This window comes from Sphingobacterium micropteri (assembly GCF_014692515.1).
GTDB classification, from domain to species: Bacteria; Bacteroidota; Bacteroidia; order Sphingobacteriales; family Sphingobacteriaceae; genus Sphingobacterium; species Sphingobacterium micropteri.
The window spans coordinates 13,816-39,855 of record NZ_JACOIK010000018.1 but is presented as its reverse complement, the minus strand read 5'-3'; the positions used below and the strand labels follow the sequence as shown (position 1 = coordinate 39,855).

The following is a 26,040-nucleotide window of genomic DNA, read 5'->3' as shown; positions in this document are numbered from 1 at the left end:
CACAATTTATTTCATGCTGGATGAGGAAGAATTTATAATGTCCCTTGACAATGCCGTATATCCGTTGAATGAAACAAAAATAACAGACAAAAAATAGTTGATTTTCGCTATCTTTGTGCGATTCAAAAAATTGAAATTTTCATGGCTTTACAATGTGGTATAGTAGGTTTACCAAATGTAGGTAAATCAACATTATTCAACTGCCTGTCCAATGCAAAAGCACAGGCGGCAAATTTTCCTTTTTGCACCATAGAACCTAATGTCGGTGTTATTACCGTACCTGACGATAGATTAAATAAATTGGCAGAAATTGTCAAACCACAACGCGTCGTTCCCAATACCATTGAAATCGTTGATATAGCGGGTTTAGTAAAGGGAGCCTCAAAAGGCGAAGGCTTAGGAAATCAATTTTTAGGAAATATACGCACAACCAATGCTATTATTCACGTATTGCGTTGTTTCGACGACGGTAATGTTATACACGTAGATGGTTCTGTGGATCCCATTCGCGATAAAGAAATCATTGATACGGAATTGCAGCTGAAAGATTTGGATACCGTTGTAAAACGTGTCCAGAAAGTAGAAAAAATGGCAAAAACAGGCGGTGATAAAGACGCAAAGAGAACATATGAAATCCTGTCTGTTGTCAAAGAACACCTCGAAGCTGGTAAATCCGCCCGAACGGCTCCTATCCAACCGGAGGATTTTGAGTTTATCAGTGATCTTGCCCTGTTGACGATAAAGCCTGTTTTATATGTATGCAACGTAGACGAAGCTTCGGTAACAACAGGAAACGCCTATGTAGACCGTGTGAAAGAAGCTGTCAAAGATGAGAATGCAGAAGTACTCGTCATCTCCGCACAAATTGAGTCCGAAATTGCCCAACTTGAATCGTATGAAGAGCGTAAAATGTTCCTAGACGATCTAGGATTGGACGAGTCTGGCGTATATAAATTAATTCGGGCAGCTTATTCTCTATTGGATCTTGCTACTTATTTTACCGCTGGTGTTCAAGAAGTACGCGCCTGGACGATCGAGAAAGGTTTTACGGCACCTCAGGCTGCGGGGGTTATCCACACGGATTTCGAAAAAGGCTTCATCCGTGCCGAGGTTATCAAATATGACGATTTCATTCAATATGGTTCAGAGAGTGCGGTTAAAGAGGCAGGTAAGCTTAGTGTAGAAGGAAAGACCTATATCGTTGAAGATGGCGACATTATGCACTTTAGATTTAATGTATAATAAACCAAACTCATTATAAAATGAACGCCCGACTATTGTTGGGCGTTTTTTATTTTTTTTTTATCTTCGAGTATGAAATTTGGACAAGTAAGTAATCCGGAAGAAATTGATTTTTCGCTTCCTCCTACTCCGTCGGAGACATTCCAGTTGCTGGAGGCACATCTACAAAAGAAACCACTAGAAATAGCTGTAGGCTGTGCAAAATGGAACAAAGCAGATTTAAAGGGGTTCTACCCTCGGGGGACTAAAGATGAATTGTTATACTATTCCAGACAGTTTAATTCCATTGAGTTAAATGCAACATTTTACAATTCTCCTTCCAAAGAACAGGTGAAAACCTGGAAAGACAAAACACCTGATGATTTTAAGTTCTTCCCCAAAATCCCACAATCGGTTAGTCATTATTCCAGACTCCTCAACACCGATGAAAAAATAAAGGATTTCGTAGATGCCACTGTATTATTTGAAGAGAAACTGGGTATGGCATTCTTACAGATGCACGATAATTATAAACCAAAGGATTTTGACAGACTGGAAAAATTCTTACATAGCTTTCCGAAAGGTTATCCATTGGCTGTAGAAGTCCGTAATCAAGAGTGGTTCTCAGACAAAAATATCAGTGAGAACTTATACAAGTTATTCGAAGATACGCATACGACCAACGTACTCGTCGATACCGCTGGACGCCGTGATATGGTGCATATGCGTTTAACCACTCCGACAGCGTTTATACGCTATGTTGGTGCTAATCATCCATCAGACTATGAGCGGTTGGTTGAATGGGTAAAGGTCATCAAGAAATGGAAAGAAGCTGGTTTGCAACAATTATATTTTTTTATACATCAAAACATAGAGTTGGAATCACCTTTGCTAGCAACACATTTCATTGAACACCTCAACAAGGAAATAGGTTCAAACCTCCGTATACCAAACAAAGAAAACACGTTGTTTTAAGCCTGTTCCTGAGTCGATGACCCCGTTGCTTCATCTAAAACAGATGAGGGTATGTTTCTCATCTTAGTTTTAACAAGTTTATCTACGCTATACATGAGCAATATAGAAACCAATGATACGGCAACAACCGTATAACCGACAATATCGTAATGTTCTAATGGACTGAATTTATTTTGCTGAAAGACGATAAGCCCCGCAATTGTTGCTGCAATTCCTCCAGCTATTTGCTGTAGCGATGCATTGATACTCATAAATGCACCACGATCTTGCATATCTGGAACGGCTGATATCAGCGCCGACGACGGCACCATTCGGCTCATAATTCCCATCATCATGCAGATATTAATAACCAATACCCACATAAAAGGAGTTGTAGAAAGGTTCGTATAAATAACACAAACAACCATCAACCAAATCGTCGCAATGGCAAATAATTTATATTTATTCACCCTATCGCTCATTTTGCCAATAAATGGCATAATAAGAAGCGAACTTACACCCGATGCCATAAATAAAAAAGGTAATTGTTCGTTGTTTATTCCCAGATTATTTACGGCAAACACTGTTCCGTATGGCATCATCATAAAACCACCGACAGACAACACCGCGGTTGTTAAAAAGCCGATACGATACGGTTTTTTCTTTAGCGTTTGTACTAAATGACTAATAGCTTTTTTCTGTACTTCCATCCCTAAATGAGCATCCACTGGTTTTAATCGCAAGACGATAACAATCGCAATGAGTACGGCCAATCCTGCTATAAATAAGAATGGCGCTTCCCAACCCATTTTATTTGCTATATATAGTCCGATTGGAATGCCTAAAACCTGGCTGGCACCAAATCCCATCTGAACAAAACCCATTACCCGTCCCCTTTTTTCCAATGCAAACAGATCTGTGATAATGGCCATGGAAATAGAGCCAATAACCCCACCGAACAGGCCGGTTATAATTCTTGCCGCTACTAACGTGTAAAATGTATGGGCAATCCCACAACAGATCGTACCGATAATAAAGCCTGTATAAAAAAACAATAATAGTTTCTTCCGATCATACTTGTCTGCAAAACCAGCCGTTAAAAGTCCGGAAACACCCGCACTGAAAGCATATGCGGATACCACGATACCAAAAGATGAGGCATGCATATCTATAGATTTGATAAGCAAATCACCCAAAGGCGACATTACCATAAAATCCAAGATAACCGTAAACTGACTGATCGCTAAGATAAAGATTACAAATTTTTCGTATCCTGTAAAAGGTAGACTGATTTTTGTCTGCATAAATTTATATGTTAATCCTCCTTTTCCAATTCTTCAAACATACGGCGGTCTTCGGCCGCACCCATTGTATCGCCTAGTCGATCCTTCATGTCGGCGCGATAAGCATATAGATCGGAATAATAAGGATTTAGCGCTATTGCTTTTGAGTAATCGTGCAGCGCAGCTTCCCAATTTTCCATTTTCTCAAAAAGATCCGCGCGCAATGCATACACATAAAAATCTTCGGGAAGCAAGCTTACTAATTTATTAAAATCCAACAAAGCCTCTTCGTAGTATTTTAAATCAACTAAAAAGCCTCCTCTTTCTTCGTAAATGACGCCAGCTTCTGGCTGAATCTCTATGGCTTTATCAAAATCTTCTTTCGCTTTTTCGTGTTCTTGGATAGCTTTAAATAATTTAGCCCGAAACAGATATGCTTGAAAATGTGTCGGATTCATGGTTATTGCCTGATTCAAATCAGTCAAGGCCCTATCATATCTCAATAACCGTATATGTAAAGCGCCCCGATATACGAGCACATCCACGTCCTCCGGATATTTTCCATGGGCGTATGCATACAATTTTAGCGTATGCTCGTAATCAAATTGCTGTGTTGTTTCCAACGCATCAGACAATAACTGCTTCAGCTCGGTATTCCTTTCTAAAGGTCTCTCTTCCGAGGGTCTATTTTCTACCCACTCCAAAAAAGCTTGATAATTAAAATCTAACCCTTTGGCTACCTGATAGTCATAAAATGCACCTTCTTCATCACCCAAAGCCATATTTAGAATTGATCGGCAAGCATAGAAAAAGGGTTGGTCGGAAAATCGTTGAATGGCTTTTGTATATTGTTCAAGTGCGATTTTCAGTTGCCCACTTTTATAGGATAAGAACGCTTCTCTAGCTGCAACCAATGCCTGATCCTCTACCGCGATCTCTATGGGTTCTAAAAAAGTTAAAGGAAAAAGCTGGGCACTTGCCAGAAGAAAGTATCTATTGTTTTTTAAAGACATGACCAAAAATAGTAATTACCAGAATCTTTTCACAATGCGAAGCTTATGGGTATAGCGGTTTTGTTCTTTATTAAAGATACCCTCGGAATCCATTTTATCTATACGTACGTTTGTAGAAGCGTGGAAAATCGTTTCTGCATCGATCATAATGCCAACATGTGTAATCCGACGTTCCTCATTATCAAAGAAAGCTAGATCTCCAGGTTTAATTTCGGGTAAGAAATCGACCACCTCACCTTTTTCGGCTTGCTGGTATGCGTCACGTGGCAACTGTATTCCGAAGTGAGTATATATCGTTTGGCTAAGTCCCGAACAATCGATGCCCGCCTGGATACGTCCACCCCACAGATAAGGACTGTTATAATAATAATCTATCAATTTGGGCAATTCTCCTTCAAAGTCTATTACATTTGGTTTACGTAAATTTCCTTCAATCCGATATGGAAAATCCGAATACTGCTTTTGCAAAAGTTGCGCAGAAATCTTCGTTCCTGGAAATAAACGCACTTTTTGATCGTCAACGAAAGCTGTTGCTCCTGCGATATCAACAACTAGGAAATTGTCTTCCGAGGTAGCTATAAAATTATTTTCCGGTAAGAATACAAACTGACCGCGCTGTAACCAGCCTTCATAATCAATATCGAACATACGAATGTACACCCATTCCTTTTCCTCCTGGAGTATTTCAAATCGCTCTGCAAAAAGTACTTGATTCACCATTTCGCTGCGGTGGCTATTCGTTGCTCTTAAGGGAATTGCCGATAAGTTACAGATACCTATATTCATATGAGTTGTTTTTATAAAAACAAATACCACAGCAACGCTGTTTTATATTTACGAATATATCACTTTTTATATAGCCACAAAAGATGAGCAGTCATAGATTCAATCGCATACTTTTAGCCGTGGACGATACACCATGTACCGTTAAGGCAATTGATTACGCAAAAGACTTGGTTCGGGAGTTCCGTTCGTCGATTGCACTGGTTACTGTCGTCCCTCCGACATCACCTGCCAACTACGGAGCAGATCCGCTATTAGGACAACAACCCATCATAGTACCAGAAGTTTCGGAGATACAGCAAGAATCCGCTCAACGTTTTTTGGAAAGTATAGCCGCTCATTTTGAAGGGGCGCAGGAAGTCTTTCTATTTAACAAAGTAGGCCATGTTCGGGACGAAATTCTCAGTACCGCTACCGAATGGACAGCGGATCTTATCGTTATGGGATCTAATGGACGTACAGGTTTTGAACACTTTATCTCGGGTAGCGTATCCGAATCAGTTATACGAAAAGCAAATTGCCCGGTACTTGTTATTCCCGGTAAATGTGAGTAGGTTTTCGCAGTCGGACGGCAAACATGCTGTCCGATTTTCTATTATATCCTTTTATAATACCACCTTCTTCCACGACCAATGCATGTTTATCTTCCAGATACCGTACAAGCTGTTCATTTTCTGCTTCAAATACGGAACAGGTAATGTACACTAATATTCCTTGTGGTTTAAGATACCGAACGACAGTGTCCACGATTTGACGTTGAAGAGAAGCAAAAGTCTGTATCCGTTCTTCGTCAAACTGGCTGAGCATCTCGGGTGTACGTCCCCAAGTTCCAGAACCGGAGCAAGGTGCGTCAACCAATATGGCATCAAAAGTCTCCCCGTTCATCAAATGATCAATATCCTGCGTTAAATCCAGCACTTTCTTCCTATAATTCGTCTTTATCTTTGCTTTATCAAAACGCTCATCTAGATTGCGAAGTACACTTCGCCGTATGTCGGAGACTAGCAAGTCAATAAGTGGACAACGATCTAGTAATAAAAGTGATTTTCCGCCCGAAGCGGCACACGCATCCCACCATTTTTCTCCCGGAGTTAAAGAAAGACCTTCGAGACTTTGCTGGGAGGATAAATCCTGCACTTCATATAAACCCTCTATCTTCTTTATATTTTGCAGTTTACTCCCATTTTCTAAACGGTAAGCATTTCCAAAAACAGGTGCAAAGGCAACTCCATGTTCGACAAGCTCCCGTTCTACAACCACTTTATTATTATTCGGCACACGAATGAATAAATCGGGCTGTATCAAGTGACTTAATACAAATTGTTCGGTATCTATGGTGGGGGACAAACGAGACGCGAAGGGAAAAAGGCGATTCCTCACATCATATCCCTGCGTATCTAAAAAAAATATCTTTTCCGCTATAGAAGCGCTAATATTGGAAATCCAATCCGGTTTGTAGCATTCTACAACGGCACTCTGCGTTTCACATAAAAATTCAGCGATAACAAGGCGGTCAACCGTGGGTAAATCTTGTAGAGAACGCCCTAGCCGGAATATATTATAACATAAGCGAGAGATCATCCGTCTATCGGATGATCCCATCTGTTTATTTTCTTTAAAAAATTTGGTAAGAAACCGGGCAAAGGGTTCCGTATTATTATAAGCATCCAAGGCGCGCTGAAAATTTCGCAATTGCTGCTCAACTCTACGTGGATTAGCTTCCATATTATTTCAATTGAAACGAAGAGCCTTGATAATTCTTAAACGAAACAGCATTATTTACAAACCCCCATCCCTCGTTATAATCAAACGTATACGTGCTAAATAAACCCTCGAATTTCTCTTTTGTGATATGTGCTGGATAATCGTCACCATATTTCGCTAGTAAATTTCCGAAATATCGTGCGGCGTCATATCCTTTATAAGAATAATCCGAAGGATTAACACCATACAATGAATAGTATTGATCTTTAAACTCTTTGGCCGCCCTTGTCCATGCTTTCATATGGCTCTCTGTGGTAATAACAGGTTGGAAATCACCAAAACGCTCATATATACTAAAATCTATACGGTCCCATAACGGATGGCCGTATACACGAAAGGTGTAAAATTCCTCTGAAGATTTTATTTCCAAATTGCTCACGAAAGACCGCAATTGGAATCTGTCCGTTGTACCCGCTACAACCAAATTCGTACCGGTTAAACTAATCTGTTCATTTAATTGAGGTATAGAGGATACGGATCTTACCTGAACGGAGGAATTCGCACTTTTCAACTCGGATAGAAAACCACTCAAAAACTGCTTTCCATCATTATCTGATGTATTATAAATAATAACGACATCACCCGTTTTATAATCATGTGCTACGCGTTTAGCCATAGCTTTTGTGTGTACATCAATAGATGGTGTTAACGACACCAAATTAGGCAGATTAAAGTCTCGTGCTTTTGTAGCGGCCAAGGGGTTTACTTGCAACACCTTTTTATTTGACCGATGTGTACCAAAAGTCGTAATCTCTTTCGGGAATACCGGTCCCACAATCAGCGCAGCATTGGTAACATCCTCTGACCTTGCAATAGATTGGTTATGTAGTTCGTTATCGCGCGAATCAACTACATTCAGTGAAAAAGATCTTCCTTTCTGAGCCAATTCGTCTAGCCCCAATTGAAAACCTTGGTAAAAATCTAGTGCAATAGCCGAGCGATTAACATCTTCCTTTGATAATGTATGTGGAGCGATCTTATCCAATTGAAAAGGTAGAACTAGTGTGACACTATTTCTTGCTGCTTCTGCTCTACGAGCATCCTCTGCTGTTTCCTCCTTGTCGGTAATTTCCGGTTTCTCTTCTTTTGGAAGAGTTCCCCCTACATTCCCTCCACCATGATCTGGAGACTTTAATACCCTGGTTTTAGGGGAACAAGCTCCCAGAAAAAAAAAGACACCTAAGATTAATACGAAAAATAGTCTATTCCCACTCGATCGTAGCTGGTGGTTTTGAACTGATATCATAGACAACTCTATTAATTCCTTTAACATGATTGATGATTTCGTTTGAAATTTTTGCTAACAAATCGTATGGCAAGTGAATCCAATCGGCTGTCATACCGTCTAATGAACCCACTGCGCGTAACGCGACCACGTGTTCATATGTACGCTCATCCCCCATCACTCCTACAGATTGGACTGGTAGAAAGATCGTTCCTGCCTGCCATACTTTATCATACCATCCCGCGTCTTTTAGGTTACGGATATAGATGTCATCAGCTTCCTGCAAAATCCGTACCTTTTCTTCCGTAATATCGCCCAGCACCCGAATAGCAAGTCCCGGGCCGGGGAAAGGATGTCGTCCTAAAATATTAGCATCCACTTCCAATGTTTTCCCTACACGGCGTACCTCGTCTTTAAACAAAGCTTTTAATGGCTCTACCACCTTCAATTTCATAAAATCCGGTAAACCACCGACATTATGGTGCGATTTAATAGTTGCCGATGGACCTTTCACAGAAATAGATTCAATGACGTCGGGATAGATTGTCCCCTGTCCTAGCCATTTTGCTTCCACGCCTTCCGGTAATTCATGTTGAATATCCTTGGACGCTTGATCGAACACATCAATAAAAGACGCACCTATTATTTTTCGTTTTTGCTCGGGTTCTGAAACACCCGCTAAACGGCCAAAAAATAATTCTTTCGCATTGATTCCTTTTATATTTAGCCCCATATTTTTGTATGAATCTAACACTTGTTCGTATTCATTTTTACGAAGTAAGCCATGATCCACAAAAATACAATGAAGATTCTTTCCAATAGCTTGGTGTAATAATACGGCTGCTACGGTAGAGTCTACGCCTCCCGACAACGCCATGATCACATGATCGTCACCCAGTTGTGCTTTTAATTCGGCTACCGTTGTTTCCACAAAGGTATCTGGCGTCCAGTCTTGTGAACAACCGCATATATCAACCACAAAATTCTTTAACAATACTTGTCCGTCGGTACTATGTGTCACCTCCGGGTGAAACTGGATACCATACGTACGTGTACCTTCTATTTCGTACGCCGCCACCCGTACTTTGTCCGTACTGGCAATAATCTTACAATTGGAAGGAATTTCTTTAATGGTGTCGCCATGGGACATCCATACTTGTGATTGCACCGGTACACCTTTCAATAAGACGCTTTCCTGATTCACAAATTGCAGGTTCGCACGACCGTACTCCCTAATTTCGGATGGTAATACCTCTCCGCCCGACTGCTGTGCTAGATACTGCGCGCCATAGCATACAGCTAATAACGGAAAACGATTTTGGATATCGGCATAATCAATTTGGGGGGCATCCTCCTGTCTAACAGAATACGGACTACCAGAAAAGATAACGCCTTTCACCTCATTATCAAATACCGGTAAGTTATTATAAGGATGAATTTCACAGTAAACGTTAAGCTCTCGAACACGGCGTGCTATAAGCTGTGTATATTGTGAGCCAAAATCGAGAATGATAATTTTTTCGGACATGGCGCAAAGTTACATATTCGCCTTGTATTTTTAACGATTTTAATTGATTTCCTTTAACGGCCTAGTAATGCTAATTCTGCCTCAGAATACATCTTCGCTCCTTTTAAATAAGTATAAATGAGTTCTTTGGTTTTCTGATCTTTTAGTTTATACAAATTATTTACTAAAAAATCTTTATCTTCCTCTATATTACCTTTATATCCCAAAAAAGACGGGATATAATATTGAATACACAAGCGAATATACCGTAATTCTATATCACTTGGATTACGCGCTATTTCCTCTTCGAGCATTTTTTTTCCATTTTTGAAATAACCCATTTTCTTAAAGGGATTCCCTATATGGTTTGCCATAAACATATGGTATGCGGCCTCATAACCTCGCTCTACTGGACAGTCTGCATATTCCTCTAACGCATTCAGATGCTTTTTACATGTAGCTTCATCCTTATGTCCAATTTTAAAATCCTTTCTAATTTCCGGAAGAGAAAGTTTTTGTCCGAATAACGCCGTCGTCGTTATTAGCATCTGAAACAGCATCACATAAAAGCATCTTCTCACCATAAGCCTTATACGTTGGTTATATAGTATATCTTTACAAAAAATAAGCCAATCTTGCTTTCGATTGGCTTAACAAGTTACCATATAAAATAATAAGCTACAATAGCTTTGATAAAATTATAATCCTAAAATTTGATTTTCGCTAAAGCTCGGCTTTGCCCACTTTAATCTCTTCCGACGGTTTAACAATAATCTTGTCTTCGGGAGAAAGGTTACCAAATACCTCTATCAGCGTATCTATACGTATACCCTCGTCTACAGCAATCCGTTTCACTTCTTCATTATTTAACGTCAAGACATACGTTCCCGATTGCGTGTTTAAAACGCTCTTGCTGTTAACCCAATGCGATGGCTTTTTACGTTTTAGTTTTAATTTGACCTGTGCATAATCTCCTCCTTGCAATTCGCCCGAGGGATTGCTCACATCAAACTCTAAAGTAAGGGAACGGTCCTGTTGATCGAGCAAACCCGATGAACGGGAAAGTTTGGCATTAAACATTTTTCCGGGCTGTGAGCTAACCGTAAACGTGGCCGGCATACTTTGCTGAACAGATGATGCGTGTTTTTCGGGCAGGGATAAAGTCAGACGGAGCTTATTGCCCTGTGCGATTATATATAAAGGCACGTTGCTTCCTGTTCCTGCCAATGCTCCGACCGAAACATTTCGCTGCGTAATCACACCATCAAAAGGGGCTGTGATACGCAGGTACTGCTGCAGCTGTGAGGAATGTGCCGTACCTGCTTTGGAGGCATCGTAAGCCGATTTAGCACTTTCCATGGCACTTTTTGCCCTATCCAATTCAATATCCGCTACTGCACCCGTAGTTTTGGAAGCATCCACCAACCTATCATAAGCCTGCCTTGCATAGAGATAATCGTTATAAACTTTTTGCTCAGATGATTTACTCGAAAGGTATTGCTGTTCCATTTCAGGAGCTTCCAATACGGCTAAAAGCTGTCCTTTGTGAACGTGGTCACCTCTGTCCACGTACAACTGCTGGACAAATCCGCTAACCTTTGCATATACCGCTACCTGTTCATAGGGTTTCAGTTCTGCCGGCACCGATATTTCATATTCGGGATTGATCAATTGTACAGGAGCCGTCGGATAACTAACTGCTTTCACTTCCACATTCTGTGGTCGTTCTTTTTTCTCTGGTTTTTGAGAACAAGCGGAAAGAACCAATATCAACGAGGTTGTCATAGCCAATAGTGCTACTGATTTTTTATTTATGGAAATACTGTGGTACATTTTATGTATGGTTTTAAATTTTATTATATCGTTTGTTTTTTTGAAATTATTTTTTTTCAATGCACAGAAAGGACCGTTAATGTTTTTCATCATCCGTAATACGACTATTAAGCGAGTTTTTTTCTGATTGTTCTGTATAATATCTGCTTTCATCATCATCAGGGTCTAAGGACGGGCTGATAATGGAAGTTCTCGACATCAAAGAAGAAAAGAAATGCGGAACCAATAACAGAATGGACACTGTCGAAGCTATAAGTCCGCCGATAACCGCCCTACCCAATGGCGCAACTTGCTCAGCTCCGTCCCCTAAACCCATTGCCATCGGCAACATTCCCGCAAACATCGCTGTCGCGGTCATCAATACGGGTCTTAATCGTGACGAAGCAGCAAGTCTTGCCGAATTAGCGGGTTTCAATGCCATTTTTTTCCGATAAAATTCGGCTTGATTGACCAATAGCACGGCATTTGATACCGATACGCCAAGCGACATAATAATCCCCATATAGGATTGCAAGTTGAGCGTACTGCCTGTAAGGTAGAGCAGGATTAGACTTCCCGCAATTACGGCGGGTAATACTGAAAGGATGACCAACGGCACTTTAAACGATTGGTAATAAGCTGAAAGAATTAGGAAAATAACAATAATGGCTACGCCCAAACCTGCCAAAAGACTATCCAAGGTATCTTCCAATAACTGTAATGTTCCCCCTGTCCAAACCGTCGTGCCGCGGGGTGGTTCTCCTGCATCTGCAATTGCCTGTTTGACGACTGTAGAAGCACTTCCTAAATCCTTTCCGTACACATTGGCTACAACGGTAACGTATCGATTTGGGCCTTTACGGTTTACCTGTGCAGGAGAAGTAACCTTACGAATGGTTGCCACATCTTCCAATACCGGACGAAGACTTCCTTTCTTTAATGGAATTGACCGAAGTTTTTCCTCCGATTGCATCGTAGCCTCCGGTATCTGTACCTGCGTTTGGAATACCAATCCTGAATTGGGGTCAATCCAAAGGTTTTTATCCGTATATCGTGTAGATGAAGTAGCTGTTACAAGGCTTCGGGTTACGTCCTGCATGGTCAGTCCGAACTGTCCGGCAAGATCACGATTTACGTCAATTTCCAATGTAGGATAAGCAATCGCTTCCGCTATGCGGACATCACGCAGGTAAGGTACTTTCTTCAAATTTTCCGCAATCTTAGATGCGTGTGCAAAAGCACCGTTTATTTGTCTTGCACCGACTTTAACCTCAATCGGGGTCATTGCACCCTGTCCCATAATCTTCTCGGTCAATTCCATTGGCTCAAAGTTGAAAGCGACATCGGGATGTTTTTCTTGTAATTTTACCCTTATTTCTTCTTTCAAATCTTCTATGGAACCCGTATACACTTTCTGATTGACAGAAACCTGCAAAACCGCCTCGTGTGAAGCACTCGTAAACAGGAATATCGGATTAATGGGCGTTCCTGCCGAATGCGTTCCCACGAATGCAGAGGTCAGTTTGATACCGTTTTCGGGAATAACCCCACGGATTTCATCGGTAATTTCACTGACGATTTTCTCGGTCTTTTCGAGCCTACTCCCCTGCGGAGCTTGTATGCGTAACTGAAAGTCTCCGTTATTGGAAACCGGCATGACATCTGTTCCGACGACGTTCAAAAGCAATGCGGCAATCCCTCCTGCAACTAATAGATATAATGCAAAAAGAGGCAAGGCTTTGGTTGACCATTTACGCATACGGTAAGCATAGTTTACGCGAAATTTTTCAAAGAAAGCCCGTTTTCTCGGCGTATTGGTTTCGTTGCTGTGCTTGTTCTTCATCAACCAATTTGCCAAAATCGGCACAAAGGTCTGCGAAGCCAAAAAGGAAGCTATCATAGCAAAAGCCACAGCCATAGACAAAGGCATAAACATATCCTTTGGAATACCCGTCATAATAAAGGCAGGGGTCAGTACGGCAAGAATACAGATCAAAATCAGCAATTTAGGGATAGATATTTCGAGCAAAGCGTCCAAAATGGCTCGCTGTTTGGGCTTGCCCATTTCAAAATGCTGGTGTATGTTCTCTATCGTTACGGTGGCTTCATCGACGAGAATACCGATTGACAAGGCAAGACCGCTCAAGGTCATAATGTTTATGGTCTGCCCGAAAAGGTGCAAAACGGAAACAGCTGACAAAATCGCAATCGGAATGGTCAATACAACGATGATTGCCCCACGGTTATCGCCCAAAAAGAGTAAAATAACCACACCAGTAAATACTGCACCCAAAATTCCTTCGTGGATAAGCGTGGAAAGTGCCCTTTCGATGTAGGTCGATTGGTCAAATTCATAATGGACATCCACGTCTTCGGGCAGTTGGTTTTTCAGCATGGGAATAGAAGACTTTAAGTTTTCTACGGCGTCCAATGTGGAGGCATCCGCCTTTTTGATAATCGGCAGGTACACCGATCTTTTGCCGTTAACAACTGCATAACCTACGGTCTGGTCTGCTGCGTCCAATACACTTGCGACATCACGGACATATATAGTCCTATTATCGTTTGTTTTTACAGGTGTATTCAGAAATTCTTCGGGGTTCTTGGCAATGGAGTTAATCGGAGCCATTAAGTTTTTATCGCCGATGCGAATATTTCCCGCAGGCGACGGCAGGCTGTTCTTGGTAATAGCGGCCGTAATTTCTTCAGGACTTAACCCGTTTGCCTGCATGGCTTCGGGGTTTATATTGACCACGATTGTCCGGACGTTCCCTCCGAATGGAGCTGGAGAAGTAATGCCAGGGATTTCGGTAAACATCGGCCGTATTCGCGTGATGGCAAGTGTCTGTAATTCATTGACCGAACGCTGTTCACTCTCAAAAACCAGCTGTCCTACGGGAAGTGAGCTACCGTCAAAGCGGACGACCATAGGCGGAACCGCTCCAGCTGGCAGAAACCCCATTGCCCGGTTGGTAAAGGTGGCTACCTCTCCAGCAGCCTGCGCCATATCGGTTCCAGGGTAAAAGCTCAGTTTCATCAGGGTCATTCCCTGTACGCTTTTGAAATCGATGTTTTCTACACCACTGACGAATAAAAGTACCTTTTGGAACTCGTTCGCCATAAACCCATCCATATAGGCCGGGGACAATCCCCCGTAGGGCATAGCGATGTATATCGTAGGTAATTCCACTTCGGGGAATATATCTACGTTGATTTTTTTTACGGTGTTATAGGAAAAGAAAGCAATCGACAGTACGACAACCATAATCGCAATCGGTTTCCTTAACGCAAATTTTATGATGTTCATATACGATTAATTAAAGATTGTTAAACAAAAAATCGAAATTGGCAGTCAGCTCTGCCTCATAAGCCAGGAAAACCCAATAATCCCGTGATGCCGCGATATGGGTGTTTTCAGCCTGCTCCAACAAGGCTCTTATCTGCAAAAGCTCGCTCAATGCAATAAGACCGCTTTTGTATCTTGCGAGGTACATTTCGTAAGCATCCTGCGACTGCTGTACGGCAAGCCTTGTTTTTTGGAGCTGTTCGTATTGCTGTACGATTTTTGTCTTTGATGCGGACAGATCCGCTTGCATGGTCTGCTCGTACTGTGTTTGGAGCAGTTTGATACTTTCCGCTTCTTTAAAAAGCTGTTCGCCTTTCATACGGTTGGTATGCAGGCTTGTGATATTCCACGTAATGCCGATACCTGCCAAAAAATTATTGGTGGTGTTGCTAAAGCCGTCTTTCCAAGCACCCGATACCGTTCCGTTCGGGCTGATACCTGTTCCACGGTGTGCATAACCTCCCAAAATACTGACAGACGGTAATGAGGCTCTTTTTTGTGCCTGACCGCTCAATGTATAATATTTAGATTGCTTGTCCAATGTATTCAATATAGGGTGCGAAGGATTTATAGCGTTTTCGCTGTTTAAATTCATTGCTGACGGGTTGCTGAACCGTTCGACAGAAGTTGTATAATCAATTGTCTCGTCGCCGTAGAGTTCCAATAGTTTGATAAAGGAAGCATTTTTGAAACCGCTCCATTTATCGTATTCGCCCATTGCCTGAACGTACGATGATGAAGCAAGCAAGCTGTCCGCCACAGGTCGTAATCCTGATGCGGACAACCCCGAAGTTATTTTGCGAATATCGTTCAGGCGTTCGGCATTTTTCTCCGTCCAATTCAGTTTAGCATTATTATATAAAAAGACAATGTACCGTTCGGACAACATCTTTTTCAGATTGAGCAAATACGCGTCTTTTTCGTTTAGCGATTTATCGTACAAAGCTCCGGCAGCCTCTTTCTGCTTGTGGAGCTTTCCGAAAGAAAAAACCTCCCATTCGGCAATTGCGGAGCCAAAGGTACTGGCGGCTATGGAACTACCATCCAATCCTGCGGTCGAACCGCTCACGTTAAAGAAACCTGCCTGCGGAAAAAAGCCTCCCGAACTTCCCTCATAAGTTCCGTAGGTATTCTGTACCTGTGCTTTTATCTGCGGTAGCATATTGCTTTTTACTGCCCGTTCATGGAGTTTAGCGGCATCAACGGAAGCCGTTTTCGCATTAATACCCACATAGTTTTCCTCTACTTTGAGCCATAGGCTGCCCAAAGCATGTTCTTGTTGTTGCTGTGCATATAGTGGAAATGTCGCAACAACGGCACCCCACACTATTGTGGTTGCCATAATATGTTTAATCATATTACTGTACAGTTTTTGGAAAGGTCGTATAAAGGCGACCTAAGATTATTTGAAAATGAAACTGAACCCGACGCAGTCGGGAGAGCTCTCATCGGCCATTGAAAAATCAATTATTTCGATGAAAACAATAGAAGTCTTACCTACCAAACTTTGTGATTGATAAGGAAAAAGGATTAGTGGGAAAAATGAATGATAAGTTTCCGGTATTCCAAGAAGATTGGAATAGAACTGCGAATTTTTGAGCTACCGCTATAAACAGGATGTTTATTTTCTTTGCTTACAGTACGAAAACTAAATAAAAACAGAAAAGAAGCCGTAAAAAGAACTACAGGTAGTAAATCATTAGCGTCGAAAACACGCTTTTGAATGATTTGCGTATCCGATGCCGCAACTACGGTACATCTATCAACAGAGTTTACAGGTAAGTTATGATTTGCTTTTGGTAAACCCTGTTGTGTTTTTGTAGGAATGCCAACGAATGTTTTGACACTCGCTTTAACGGCACAAGATGAGAATAGTACCAAAAACAACGTAGCGAATACGAAAAGGTATCGCTGAAAGTAATTTGTAATACTTGGTGTAATGTTGCTCATCAGAATGCTAAATTAGCTTTATTTACGGAAGTGAACAATTAATTCCTGTAATAAATATCAAGATTGTATTTATACAATAAGCCTGCGATATTTAGTGACGAAAATTTTGCTTTCCTCATTCTGTTTCCGTCAGGGTCTATTGCGAAGTTGACAGCTGTTCTAAAATCTGCTTTTTCAAGATTGGTGTTAGAAAATTTTGCAGAAGTAAGATCACAATCCAAAAATTCCGAAGCGGTCAGGTCAGCTTCCGTAAATTCTACATCTTTTAAAGTACAGTTTTTAAATATTGTTTTTTTTAGCTTTGTTCCAAAAAAATTACTGTAATCTAAATGGCAGTCTGTAAATGAAAGAGAGAAAGCGAACTTACTACATCTTGTGAAATCCACGCCGAGCATTTTACAGCCAAAGAACACAGCGTTACGAAATCCTGTTCCGTCGATGTCGGCCATTGAAAAATTACATTGTTTAAATGTACAATCTTCAAAGTCATTCTCTTTCAGATCACTTTTGTTGAAATCACAACTTACAAATTCACATTGTACGAATTCTCTGTTTCTTAATTTTTTTTCTGAATAATCAACACCTGAAAATGTTTTGTTGGTGTGAACGACTGTTTCTTCCATTTATTTTTTTAGTTTCAACTTATATAATATATCTTAAAGCTTAGCTTTGCTACTTATTTTTAATAGGACACGATTATCTATTTCTAAAATTTCATCCGTTGTATCCTTACCGCATTTAATATTGCCAATAATGCCACACCTACATCGGCAAAAACGGCTTCCCACATGGTAGCCAGACCTCCTGCGCCCAAAGCCAATACAATTCCTTTTACAACAAATGCCAATGTGATATTTTGCCAAACGATTTTCTTTGTCTGTTTGCCAATGTTGATGGCCATAGGTATTTTGCTCGGCCTATCGTCTTGTATCACTACGTCTGCCGTTTCAATCGTGGCATCGCTTCCTAAACCGCCCATCGCAATACCTACATCGCTTAATGCCACAACAGGGGCATCATTTACACCATCCCCAACAAAAGCAACCGTTTCATTTTTGGCTTTGATTTCTTTTACCCTGTTTACTTTATCTTCCGGCAGCAAATCGCCAAAAGCATTGTCTATACCTAACTGCTCTGCTACATACTTTACAACGGTACTTTTATCACCACTAAGCATTGTAGCTTTGACATTGAGTTTGTGCAGTAGATTTATAGTGTCCTGTGCGTCTTCTTTAATCGTGTCGGCAATAGTGATATAACCTACAAATTTATTATCATAAGCAACCGCAATTGTGGTATAAACGATAGTGTTCGGGTCTAAATCATATTGTATTCCGAACTTATCCATCAGTTTGAAATTGCCAACCAATAATTCCTTACCATCGATGGTTGATTTCAATCCGTGTCCTGCAATTTCCTCTGTATCTTGCAATTCAACTTCATTACTTGGCTTTCCAACGTATTCGTGAATGGCCGTTGCGACCGGGTGCGTACTATGACTTTCCAATACGTTGACCATTTGCAGGATTTCGGTTTCATTAAATGCAGAATCAAAAACAACTTCCTGAACGTTAAAAACACCCTCTGTCATCGTTCCCGTCTTATCCATAACTACGTTTTGAATATTGGAAAGAGCATCTAAAAAGTTGCTCCCTTTAAACAATATTCCATTTCTTGAAGCTGCTCCAATTCCTCCGAAATAACCTAACGGAATAGAGATAACCAAAGCACATGGACAGGAAATAACCAGAAATACCAAAGCCCTGTACAACCAATCAGTAAACTGATAATCGTTCACGAAAAAGTAGGGCACTAAACAAATGGCTACGGCTAAAAACACTACAATAGGTGTGTAAATTTTGGCAAACTTACGGATAAACAACTCCGTTGGTGCTTTCTGTGATGTGGCGTTTTGTACCAATTCCAAAATCTTGCTCAATTTACTGTCGGTGTATGCAGTTGTAACCTTTACCTGTGATACGGTGTTTAGGTTTATCATTCCAGCCAGAACCGTTTCGCCTTTGTTCTTTGTATCGGGTTTGCTTTCACCTGTTAGAGCTGCCGTATTGAATGACGATGTTGCGGATAACAGTTCTCCGTCCAGACCTAATTTTTCTCCTGGTTTCAGTTGTATGATTTCGCCAATTTCTACTGTCTCTGCTTTGACGGTCTGTGGTTCATTGTCTCGTAAAACGGTTACTTCATCGGGTCTTTGGTCAAGCAATGATTTGATATTTGCTTTGGCTCTGGAAACAGCTAATGTCTGGAACACTTCTCCAACGGCATAGAACAACATGACTGCAACACCTTCCGGGTATTCGGCAATTGTAAATGCTCCGATAGTGGCTATCCCCATAAGAAAGAACTCCGAAAAGATTTCGCCTTTACCTATGCTTTCTACGGCCTCTTTGAGTACAGGTAATCCGACTGGAATATAGGCAAACACGTACCAAACAACCCTTACCCAATCCGTAAACCATGTTTGCGGAAACCAATTATCCATTGCGATACCTGCGAGCAATAGCACAAGAGAGATAATGGCAGGTAGAAACATTTTGAAAATATTGTCGCTATCGCCCGAATGCGAATGGTCGTGTCCGTCTTCATCATCGTGGTCGTTGCTGTGGGCTGTTTTGGGATGCTTTTGTTCCAATAGTTTTTTAGCGTCCGCATCCGTGTAAATTTTTTCTTCCTGTGGTATGCAACAAAGCTGTTTGCCCTGTGCATCGTATCTGTGTTTGTGTTCCATTACAGTAATCTTTTAGTTTTCTGTTTATATGCCTGATATTTTTTGGCATGTTCTATTATTAGAAACGTTTCTTCTAACCGTATCTGAACTGGAATAATCAAATATGTGGTTAGCGTAATAAATTAATGACTGTTGCATTTTTATGCTATGTTTCAATATTCATGTCTTCTTTTATATAGTGCCTCATTAAACCTAAAATTAAGCAAGGGAGCTTGCAATACTATTGCAAACTCCCCTTTAGGCAATCCTCACAAATACCTTTTCCGAATACTTTTATCTCGTCAATTCGGTATTCTTGGCTTCCATTCTGCGGCATTATAAAATCTTCTTTGCAAGTCGTCTGTTTACATATCTTGCAATAGAAGTGTAAGTGCCAATCCTTATGGGTTTTCTCATCGCACCCATCATGGCACAAAATATACTTGGTAGTCGTATGCTCCTGAATGCTGTGTACAATGCCTTTTTCCTCAAAAGTTTTCAAAGTCCTGTAAATCGTAACCCTGTCGGCTTTATAAAAATGACTTTCGATTTCGGACAAGGACATCGCTACTTGCTGTTGCTCCAAAAAGTCGTACACCAAAATCCGCATACTGGTTGGACTGGTATTTTTTTTCAACAGCTTTTGTTCAATATTCTTCTTCATTACTACACAATTTTTTTAATGGGCGTGACCGTGTTCTCCGGTATCGTTCATTTTTGCATTCACAAAAAACGCTCCCTTTACTACGATATGTGTACCATGTGGAATTTCACTAACAGGCGTTATAGCGGTATAACCTAATTGAGAAGCGCCTATAGTTATTTCCATTCTTTCAAAACGAGTGCCTTGCTCCGAACCGTGATCGTGGCTATGGTCGTGACTTTCTCCCTCTTTATGGTCGTGAGGTTCTTCTTCCTGCTCTTTGACTAAAAAGATATAATATTTGCCATCGGCATTGACAATCGCATCGTTGGGTACAGCCGGACTTAATACATTATCTAAACTTACCACTCCGGTTATATTCATGCCATCAATAAGCCCTGTTTTATCTCCGATAATCTTACTGTGTACTGCTATTGTCTTACTGCCTCCGATAAAAGAAGAACCAATGTTGTACACTTCGGCAGAATAGGTTTTATTAGGATTGTTGGTTACGACAAAATCTATTTTCTGACCTATTTTGATTAAAGGAATGTCTTTTTCAAACACCTGCAAATCCAGGTGCAAGGCACTATTCTCGATTATTTCGGCAATAGGCGATGACACATCGACATAACTTCCGATTTTGGCAAAAACATCGCTGATTGTTCCGCTTATTGGACTTGTAACGACCAATGACGATTTAAGGCTCGCATTTGATAAGGATGTCGGGTTGATACCCATCATTTGGATTTGCTGGTTCAATGATGCCTTTCGTGTCCGCAGGGTATTCAGTTCGGTAGTTGCATTTTGCAGATTTTTTCTTGCTCCGACATTTCCATCGTTCAGCTCTCTTTGTCTCGCAAGCTCCTGTTCGGCAAATTCTATCCGGCTATTGATGCTTAGATACTCCTCCTGCAACTGTATGAATTGTGGGTTAGAAATAGTGGCAATGACCTGACCTTTCTTCACGTAATCTCCAATCTCTACATTGAGGGATTTAATGATTCCACCAAACATTGAAGTTGCGTTCGCTTTATTGCTATTGGGAACTCTTAATGCCCCATTTGCTTTCAAAGTCGCCGATAACTGTTTCTGTTCAACCATGCCGATTTCAATGCCGACAGCTTTCATCTGCTCATCGGTAAGCACGGCCGAATTTTCTTCTTCGTGTTCGTCCGTCGCTGGTTCTGCTTCTGCCTCTGTACCGTGATTATGTCCGTCGCCCTCTTTATGGCTGTTCGTACAGGCGTTAAAGGCAAGGAGTGTGACAAAGGCAATAACACCAAAAGCTATCTTATTTATGGTACGTTTCATATATTGTATTATTTACTGATTAATGAATGGATAAGCGTTACAGATTCATTGATTTGCTGTATGCTCTTTAAATAGTTAAGCTGAATATCGGATGTCGTCTGTAAAGCAAAAAGATATTCAACATAGGAAATCTCTCCCGTACTGTACCCCAGCTTTGCTGCTTGAATAATTTCATCAGCGTTCGGAAGTGCCTGCTCCTTGAAATAGGTAAACTGTGCCACATATTGTTCGTATTGTTTCAAGGCATTTGTCAATTCCGTTTTTAGCTGCTTCTCCTGCCATTGGGCATTCTGTTCCAACGATTGTTTCTGATAATCAAGGGAGCGGATTCTTGCTTTTGTTGCACCAAAGGTCAGCGGGATGGATACACCCACATCAAAAAAACTGAACCGCTGTCCTCTGCCGTAAAATTGTTCTACACCGTTTTTACTGTGCATCCCTATCAACGATACGTTGTTATATCCGATCATAAAATCAGGCAGCCCATTTGCACGTTCTACTTTTTTGTTCTGTTCGGCAATTTTTGCCTCCTGATACAATAGCTGGATACTTGGATGGTTTTCAATAGCTGAACTGTCCATTACAGAAGTTAAGAGCAACGGCTCATAATCTGATCTGGATTCAATGACAAATTCTTCATTGATCTGCATGAGGTTTTTAAGGTTCTGATACGCATTCTGTCTAAGAGTCTCGTTTTGCTGGAACAACAAATTAATTTCCCCTTGTTTGGTAACAGCCGTACTGACATCCAACCTGCCTATATCTCCAGTTTTGTACCGCAATTCTGCGACACGTATAAAGTCTGTATAAATACTGTCCAGACGTTTCAGAACAGCGGCATTATTTTCAAGATATGCTAACTGATAATAATACGACCTGACCTGTTGTTTCAGTTCGTTTTCAGTTAGTGCCTTTGCCCACTGCTGACCTTTTACCTGCTCTTTAACAAGGTCTTTCTTTGATCCAAAAAGTGTCGGAAAGGGTATAGTCTGCGAAATCTGGATGCCGTCATTGTATTCAAATCCCTCATTATTTCCATATTGAAAGTTTACATCGGTCTTGGGCAATTCAAACGCTGTCTTGCTTAGGCTTTGGACAGATTGAATATCAAGATTTTTGGAACGGAGCTGAGGGTTATTCTCCATAGCTATATCAATAGCTTTGTCTACATTTATTGAGCTTTGCGCATTACTGATTTGAGAAAAACCCAAGAACAACAATACCAATACTACCGGATTTATAGCTTTCATTTTATTATTTTTAGGGGGTCTATTATTTCTCATAAATACAAGGTATAGCAGGGGCAATACAAACAACGTCAATGCAGTAGCCGAAATCAATCCTCCGATGACTACGGTTGCCAACGGTTTCTGTACTTCCGCACCTGCACTCGTACTCAACGCCATTGGTAAGAACCCTAAACTTGCCACCGATGCCGTCATCAATACAGGTCTTAGCCTCGTTTTTGCTCCCTCGATAATTCTTGGAATAATCTCGTTCCAACCCTCTTTTTCCAATCTGTTGAATGTGGCAATCAGTACAATTCCGTTTAGAACGGCGACACCGAACAGGGCGATAAACCCGACACCTGCCGATATACTGAACGGCATATCCCTCAACAAAAGGGCAAACACACCGCCAATGGCACTCATCGGGATAGCCGTATAAACCAAAATGGCCTCCTTAAATGAATGGAATGTGAAATACAGTAAGATAAAAATCAACAGTAATGCAATAGGTACTGCAATCAGCAATCTGTCGGTTGCTTTTTGAAGATTTTCAAACTGGCCTCCATAAGTAAAATAGTATCCTGTCGGTAACTTAATCTGTTCAGCCAATTTATCCTGAATTTCTTCTACAACACTTGCCACATCCCGTCCCTGCACATTAAATCCGACATATATCCTGCGCTTTCCGTCTTCACGGCTGATCTGTGCAGGGCCTAATTTATAGTCAATGGTGGCAACCTGCGAAAGCGGGACTTGTTCTCCGTTTGGAAGTGGAATAAACAGGTTCTTTACGTCCTCAATGGAACTGCGGTGTGCTTCATCAAGACGTACCACCAGATCAAACCTGCGTTCGTTTTCATAAACCACACCTGCTGATTTACCTGCAAATGCTGTACTGACAATATCATTTATCTCTTGTACATTCAAGCCATAGTTGGCTATTCGTGTACGGTCGTATTCGATATTGATTTGCGGAAGACCTGCTACCCGTTCTACCTGCGGCGCAGTTGCACCCTCCACCGTTTGGATGATACTGTTAGCCTTATTGGCATAAATCAACAGGCTGTCGAGGTTCTCACCGAATATTTTCACGGCAACATCTTGCCTGATACCTGTCATCAGCTCATTAAACCGCATCTGTATGGGCTGATTAGCTTCAAAGAATACGCCCGGAATAACTTCCAGCTTCTCCATCATCTCGTTGGAAAGCTCATCATACGATTTATCTGTTTTCCATTCGTCCCGCGGTTTCAGAATAATCATCAGGTCGGTCGCTTCGGGGGGCATGGGATCTGTCGGTACTTCGGCGGCACCGGTCTTGCCTACGACCATTTTTACTTCGTCAAATTCTTTAATAATCCTTGATGCCTGCATGGATGTTTCCAGACTTTGGCTAAGCGATGTTCCCTGTGGCAAGATACAGTGAAAAGCAAAATCGCCCTCTCCTAATTTTGGCAGAAACTCTCCGCCCATCCGTGAAAAAAGAAATATACTTATGGCAAAAAGCCCAACGGCAATAGCAATAACTATATATTTTATGCGTATGGCTTTTTCCAATAGGGGCTTATAGATACCTTGAAGATAGTCCATCATTTTGTCTGAAAAATTCCTTTTGGTAATCGGTTTTTTAGACAGACACAATGCACTCATCATCGGAATGTAGGTAAACGACAAAATCAATGCTCCTAAAATGGCAAAACCCACCGTCTGTGCCATTGGAGTAAACATTTTTCCCTCTATTCCGACCAAAGTGAGGATAGGGATATAGACAATGAGGATAATGATTTCGCCAAATGCTGCGCTTGTACGGATTTTTCTTGCCGATTCAAAGACCTCGTCGTCCATTTCATTTTGGGTAAGTTTCTGTGTCGATTTCCGTAAGCCCAAATGGTGCATCGTCGCCTCAACCACAATCAGGGAACCATCTACTATCAGTCCAAAATCAATAGCTCCCAAACTCATCAGATTGGCACTTACTCCGAACAACCGCATCATAGCCAATGCAAACAACATCGATAACGGTATCGCTGATGCTACGATTAAACCCGCCCTGATATTTCCGAGAAAAAGAATAAGTACAAAAATTACGATCAATGCTCCCTCGATCAGGTTTTTCTGTACGGTACTGATAGCCCGTCCAACCAAATCCGTTCTGTCCAGATAAGCCTCAATCACAACATCTTCGGGTAAAGATTGCTGGATAACAGGAAGTTTCTCTTTGATACGGTTTACAACGGCTGCACTGTTATCGCCTTTGAGCATCATCACAATTCCCCCAACGGCATCAACTTCACCGTTATAGGTCATTGCACCGTATCGTGTAGCGTTTCCGAATTTTACTTCGGCGACATCTTTAATATATACCGGAATACTACCTGTATTTTTTACGACAATGTTCCCCACATCCTCAAGCGTTGTTACCAACCCAATTCCCCGAATGAAGTACGCATTGGGTTTTTTGTCTATATAAGCTCCTCCGGTATTCTGGTTATTGGTTTCAAGTGCGGTAAAAATATCGGAAATGCTCACATCCATTGCCTTGATACGGTTAGGGTCAACGGATACCTCGTATTGTTTGAGCAGACCGCCAAAACTATTGACTTCCGCTACGCCCGGTGTACCATAAAGCTGGCGGGCAACAATCCAGTCCTGCATCGTTCGTAAATCCATTGCGGAATACTTATCCTCGCTTCCTTTTTTGGGGTGGAGAATATATTGGTACACTTCGCCAAGACCTGTACTGACAGGGGATAGCTCTGGGGTTCCGACGCCCTCCGGTATCTGTTCCTCTGCCTCTTTCAGTTTCTCATTGACCAATTGCCGGGCAAAATAAATATCAACATCGTCTTGAAATACAACGGTTACAACGGAAAGCCCAAACCTCGAAATACTTCTTATTTCCTCTACTTTCGGAAGATTAACGATACTTTGCTCTACGGGAAAAGTAACCAATTGCTCTACTTCCTGTCCTGCCAATGTCGGACAGAGCGTAATAATCTGAACCTGATTATTGGTAATATCAGGCTGGGCATCAATCGGGATTTTGGTGGCACTCCATACCCCCCAGATGATAAGTAACAAGGTCATCAGTCCTATAATGAACTTATTCTTTACGGAGAATTTTATAATATTATCTAACACTTTTGTTATGATTAATGATGAATTGATAATGATAAAATCATAATGATTACCGTTTAGGTCAAAACGACTTATAGCCAAAACTTCCAACTTAATGCAGTTTACACCAAGCCGTAATCACTAAAACATT

General features: G+C 41.2%; 18 protein-coding genes. 3 read left to right on the top strand and 15 right to left on the bottom strand.

What is annotated here, in order from left to right:
• Nucleotides 1-141 precede the first annotated feature (141 nt).
• Complete coding sequence (gene ychF, locus H8B06_RS19625) at nt 142-1,242, top strand: redox-regulated ATPase YchF (RefSeq protein WP_130140067.1); 1,101 nt, start codon at nt 142-144, stop codon at nt 1,240-1,242.
• Nucleotides 1,243-1,314: 72 nt separating this feature from the next.
• Nucleotides 1,315-2,196 (top strand): DUF72 domain-containing protein, encoded by an 882-nt coding sequence (locus H8B06_RS19620; protein ID WP_190995896.1) that lies wholly within the window; start codon nt 1,315-1,317, stop codon nt 2,194-2,196.
• Here H8B06_RS19620 and H8B06_RS19615 read toward each other — a convergent pair.
• From H8B06_RS19615 to H8B06_RS19605, 3 genes are read right to left on the bottom strand one after another with little or no spacing between them, the layout of a single operon-like run.
• Nucleotides 2,193-3,479 (bottom strand): MFS transporter, encoded by a 1,287-nt coding sequence (locus H8B06_RS19615; RefSeq protein WP_190995895.1) that lies wholly within the window; start codon nt 3,477-3,479, stop codon nt 2,193-2,195. The two genes, H8B06_RS19620 and H8B06_RS19615, sit on opposite strands and share 4 nt — an antisense overlap.
• Before the next feature lie 11 nt (nt 3,480-3,490).
• Nucleotides 3,491-4,471, bottom strand: a complete 981-nt coding sequence (locus H8B06_RS19610; protein WP_130140063.1) for a tetratricopeptide repeat protein — start codon at nt 4,469-4,471, stop codon at nt 3,491-3,493.
• Nucleotides 4,472-4,486: 15 nt separating this feature from the next.
• Entirely contained in the window at nt 4,487-5,257 is a 771-nt protein-coding gene (locus H8B06_RS19605; protein WP_190995894.1) for a C40 family peptidase, read from the bottom strand.
• Between the two features lie 83 nt (nt 5,258-5,340).
• Here H8B06_RS19605 and H8B06_RS19600 point away from each other — a divergent pair, with 83 nt between their 5' ends.
• Nucleotides 5,341-5,808 carry a universal stress protein gene (locus H8B06_RS19600; RefSeq protein ID WP_190995893.1) on the top strand — a complete coding sequence of 156 codons (468 nt, stop codon included), beginning with the start codon at nt 5,341-5,343 and terminating at the stop codon, nt 5,806-5,808.
• On the opposite strand, the gene H8B06_RS19595 is transcribed toward H8B06_RS19600, so the two are convergent.
• The 12 genes from H8B06_RS19595 to H8B06_RS19540 all read right to left on the bottom strand — a co-directional run bounded on the left by H8B06_RS19595 (nt 5,786) and on the right by H8B06_RS19540 (nt 25,991).
• Entirely contained in the window at nt 5,786-6,979 is a 1,194-nt protein-coding gene (locus tag H8B06_RS19595; protein WP_190995892.1) for an RsmB/NOP family class I SAM-dependent RNA methyltransferase, read from the bottom strand. The genes H8B06_RS19600 and H8B06_RS19595 overlap by 23 nt on opposite strands.
• A 1-nt stretch (nt 6,980) precedes the next feature.
• Complete coding sequence (locus H8B06_RS19590) at nt 6,981-8,264, bottom strand: ABC transporter substrate-binding protein (RefSeq protein WP_190995891.1); 1,284 nt, start codon at nt 8,262-8,264, stop codon at nt 6,981-6,983.
• Nucleotides 8,221-9,771 (bottom strand): glutamine-hydrolyzing GMP synthase, encoded by a 1,551-nt coding sequence (gene guaA / locus H8B06_RS19585; RefSeq protein WP_190995890.1) that lies wholly within the window; start codon nt 9,769-9,771, stop codon nt 8,221-8,223. Before guaA ends, H8B06_RS19590 begins: the two co-directional genes overlap by 44 nt.
• Nucleotides 9,772-9,824: 53 nt before the next feature.
• Complete coding sequence (locus tag H8B06_RS19580; RefSeq protein ID WP_130140057.1) at nt 9,825-10,334, bottom strand: hypothetical protein; 510 nt, start codon at nt 10,332-10,334, stop codon at nt 9,825-9,827.
• A gap of 139 nt (nt 10,335-10,473) precedes the next feature.
• Nucleotides 10,474-11,583 carry an efflux RND transporter periplasmic adaptor subunit gene (locus tag H8B06_RS19575; protein ID WP_190995889.1) on the bottom strand — a complete coding sequence of 370 codons (1,110 nt, stop codon included), beginning with the start codon at nt 11,581-11,583 and terminating at the stop codon, nt 10,474-10,476.
• Between the two features lie 76 nt (nt 11,584-11,659).
• The gene (locus H8B06_RS19570) at nt 11,660-14,869 is read right to left on the bottom strand and encodes an efflux RND transporter permease subunit (protein WP_190995888.1); all 3,210 of its coding nucleotides are present in this window, start codon (nt 14,867-14,869) and stop codon (nt 11,660-11,662) included.
• A gap of 10 nt (nt 14,870-14,879) precedes the next feature.
• Entirely contained in the window at nt 14,880-16,250 is a 1,371-nt protein-coding gene (locus H8B06_RS19565) for a TolC family protein (protein WP_223857804.1), read from the bottom strand.
• 646 nt (nt 16,251-16,896) lie between these two features.
• On the bottom strand, nt 16,897-17,481 hold the full coding sequence (locus H8B06_RS19560) for a pentapeptide repeat-containing protein (RefSeq protein WP_130140052.1): 585 nt from the start codon (nt 17,479-17,481) through the stop codon (nt 16,897-16,899).
• Between the two features lie 83 nt (nt 17,482-17,564).
• The gene (locus H8B06_RS19555; protein WP_190995886.1) at nt 17,565-19,607 is read right to left on the bottom strand and encodes a heavy metal translocating P-type ATPase; all 2,043 of its coding nucleotides are present in this window, start codon (nt 19,605-19,607) and stop codon (nt 17,565-17,567) included.
• Between the two features lie 220 nt (nt 19,608-19,827).
• Nucleotides 19,828-20,250, bottom strand: coding sequence for a Fur family transcriptional regulator (locus H8B06_RS19550; protein WP_148908928.1), 423 nt, complete (start codon nt 20,248-20,250; stop codon nt 19,828-19,830).
• A 15-nt stretch (nt 20,251-20,265) separates the two neighbouring features.
• Complete coding sequence (locus H8B06_RS19545; protein WP_190995885.1) at nt 20,266-21,543, bottom strand: efflux RND transporter periplasmic adaptor subunit; 1,278 nt, start codon at nt 21,541-21,543, stop codon at nt 20,266-20,268.
• Between the two features lie 8 nt (nt 21,544-21,551).
• A complete protein-coding gene (locus H8B06_RS19540) occupies nt 21,552-25,991 on the bottom strand; it encodes a CusA/CzcA family heavy metal efflux RND transporter (protein WP_223857803.1) in 4,440 nt (1,479 codons plus the stop codon).
• Nucleotides 25,992-26,040 lie beyond the last annotated feature (49 nt).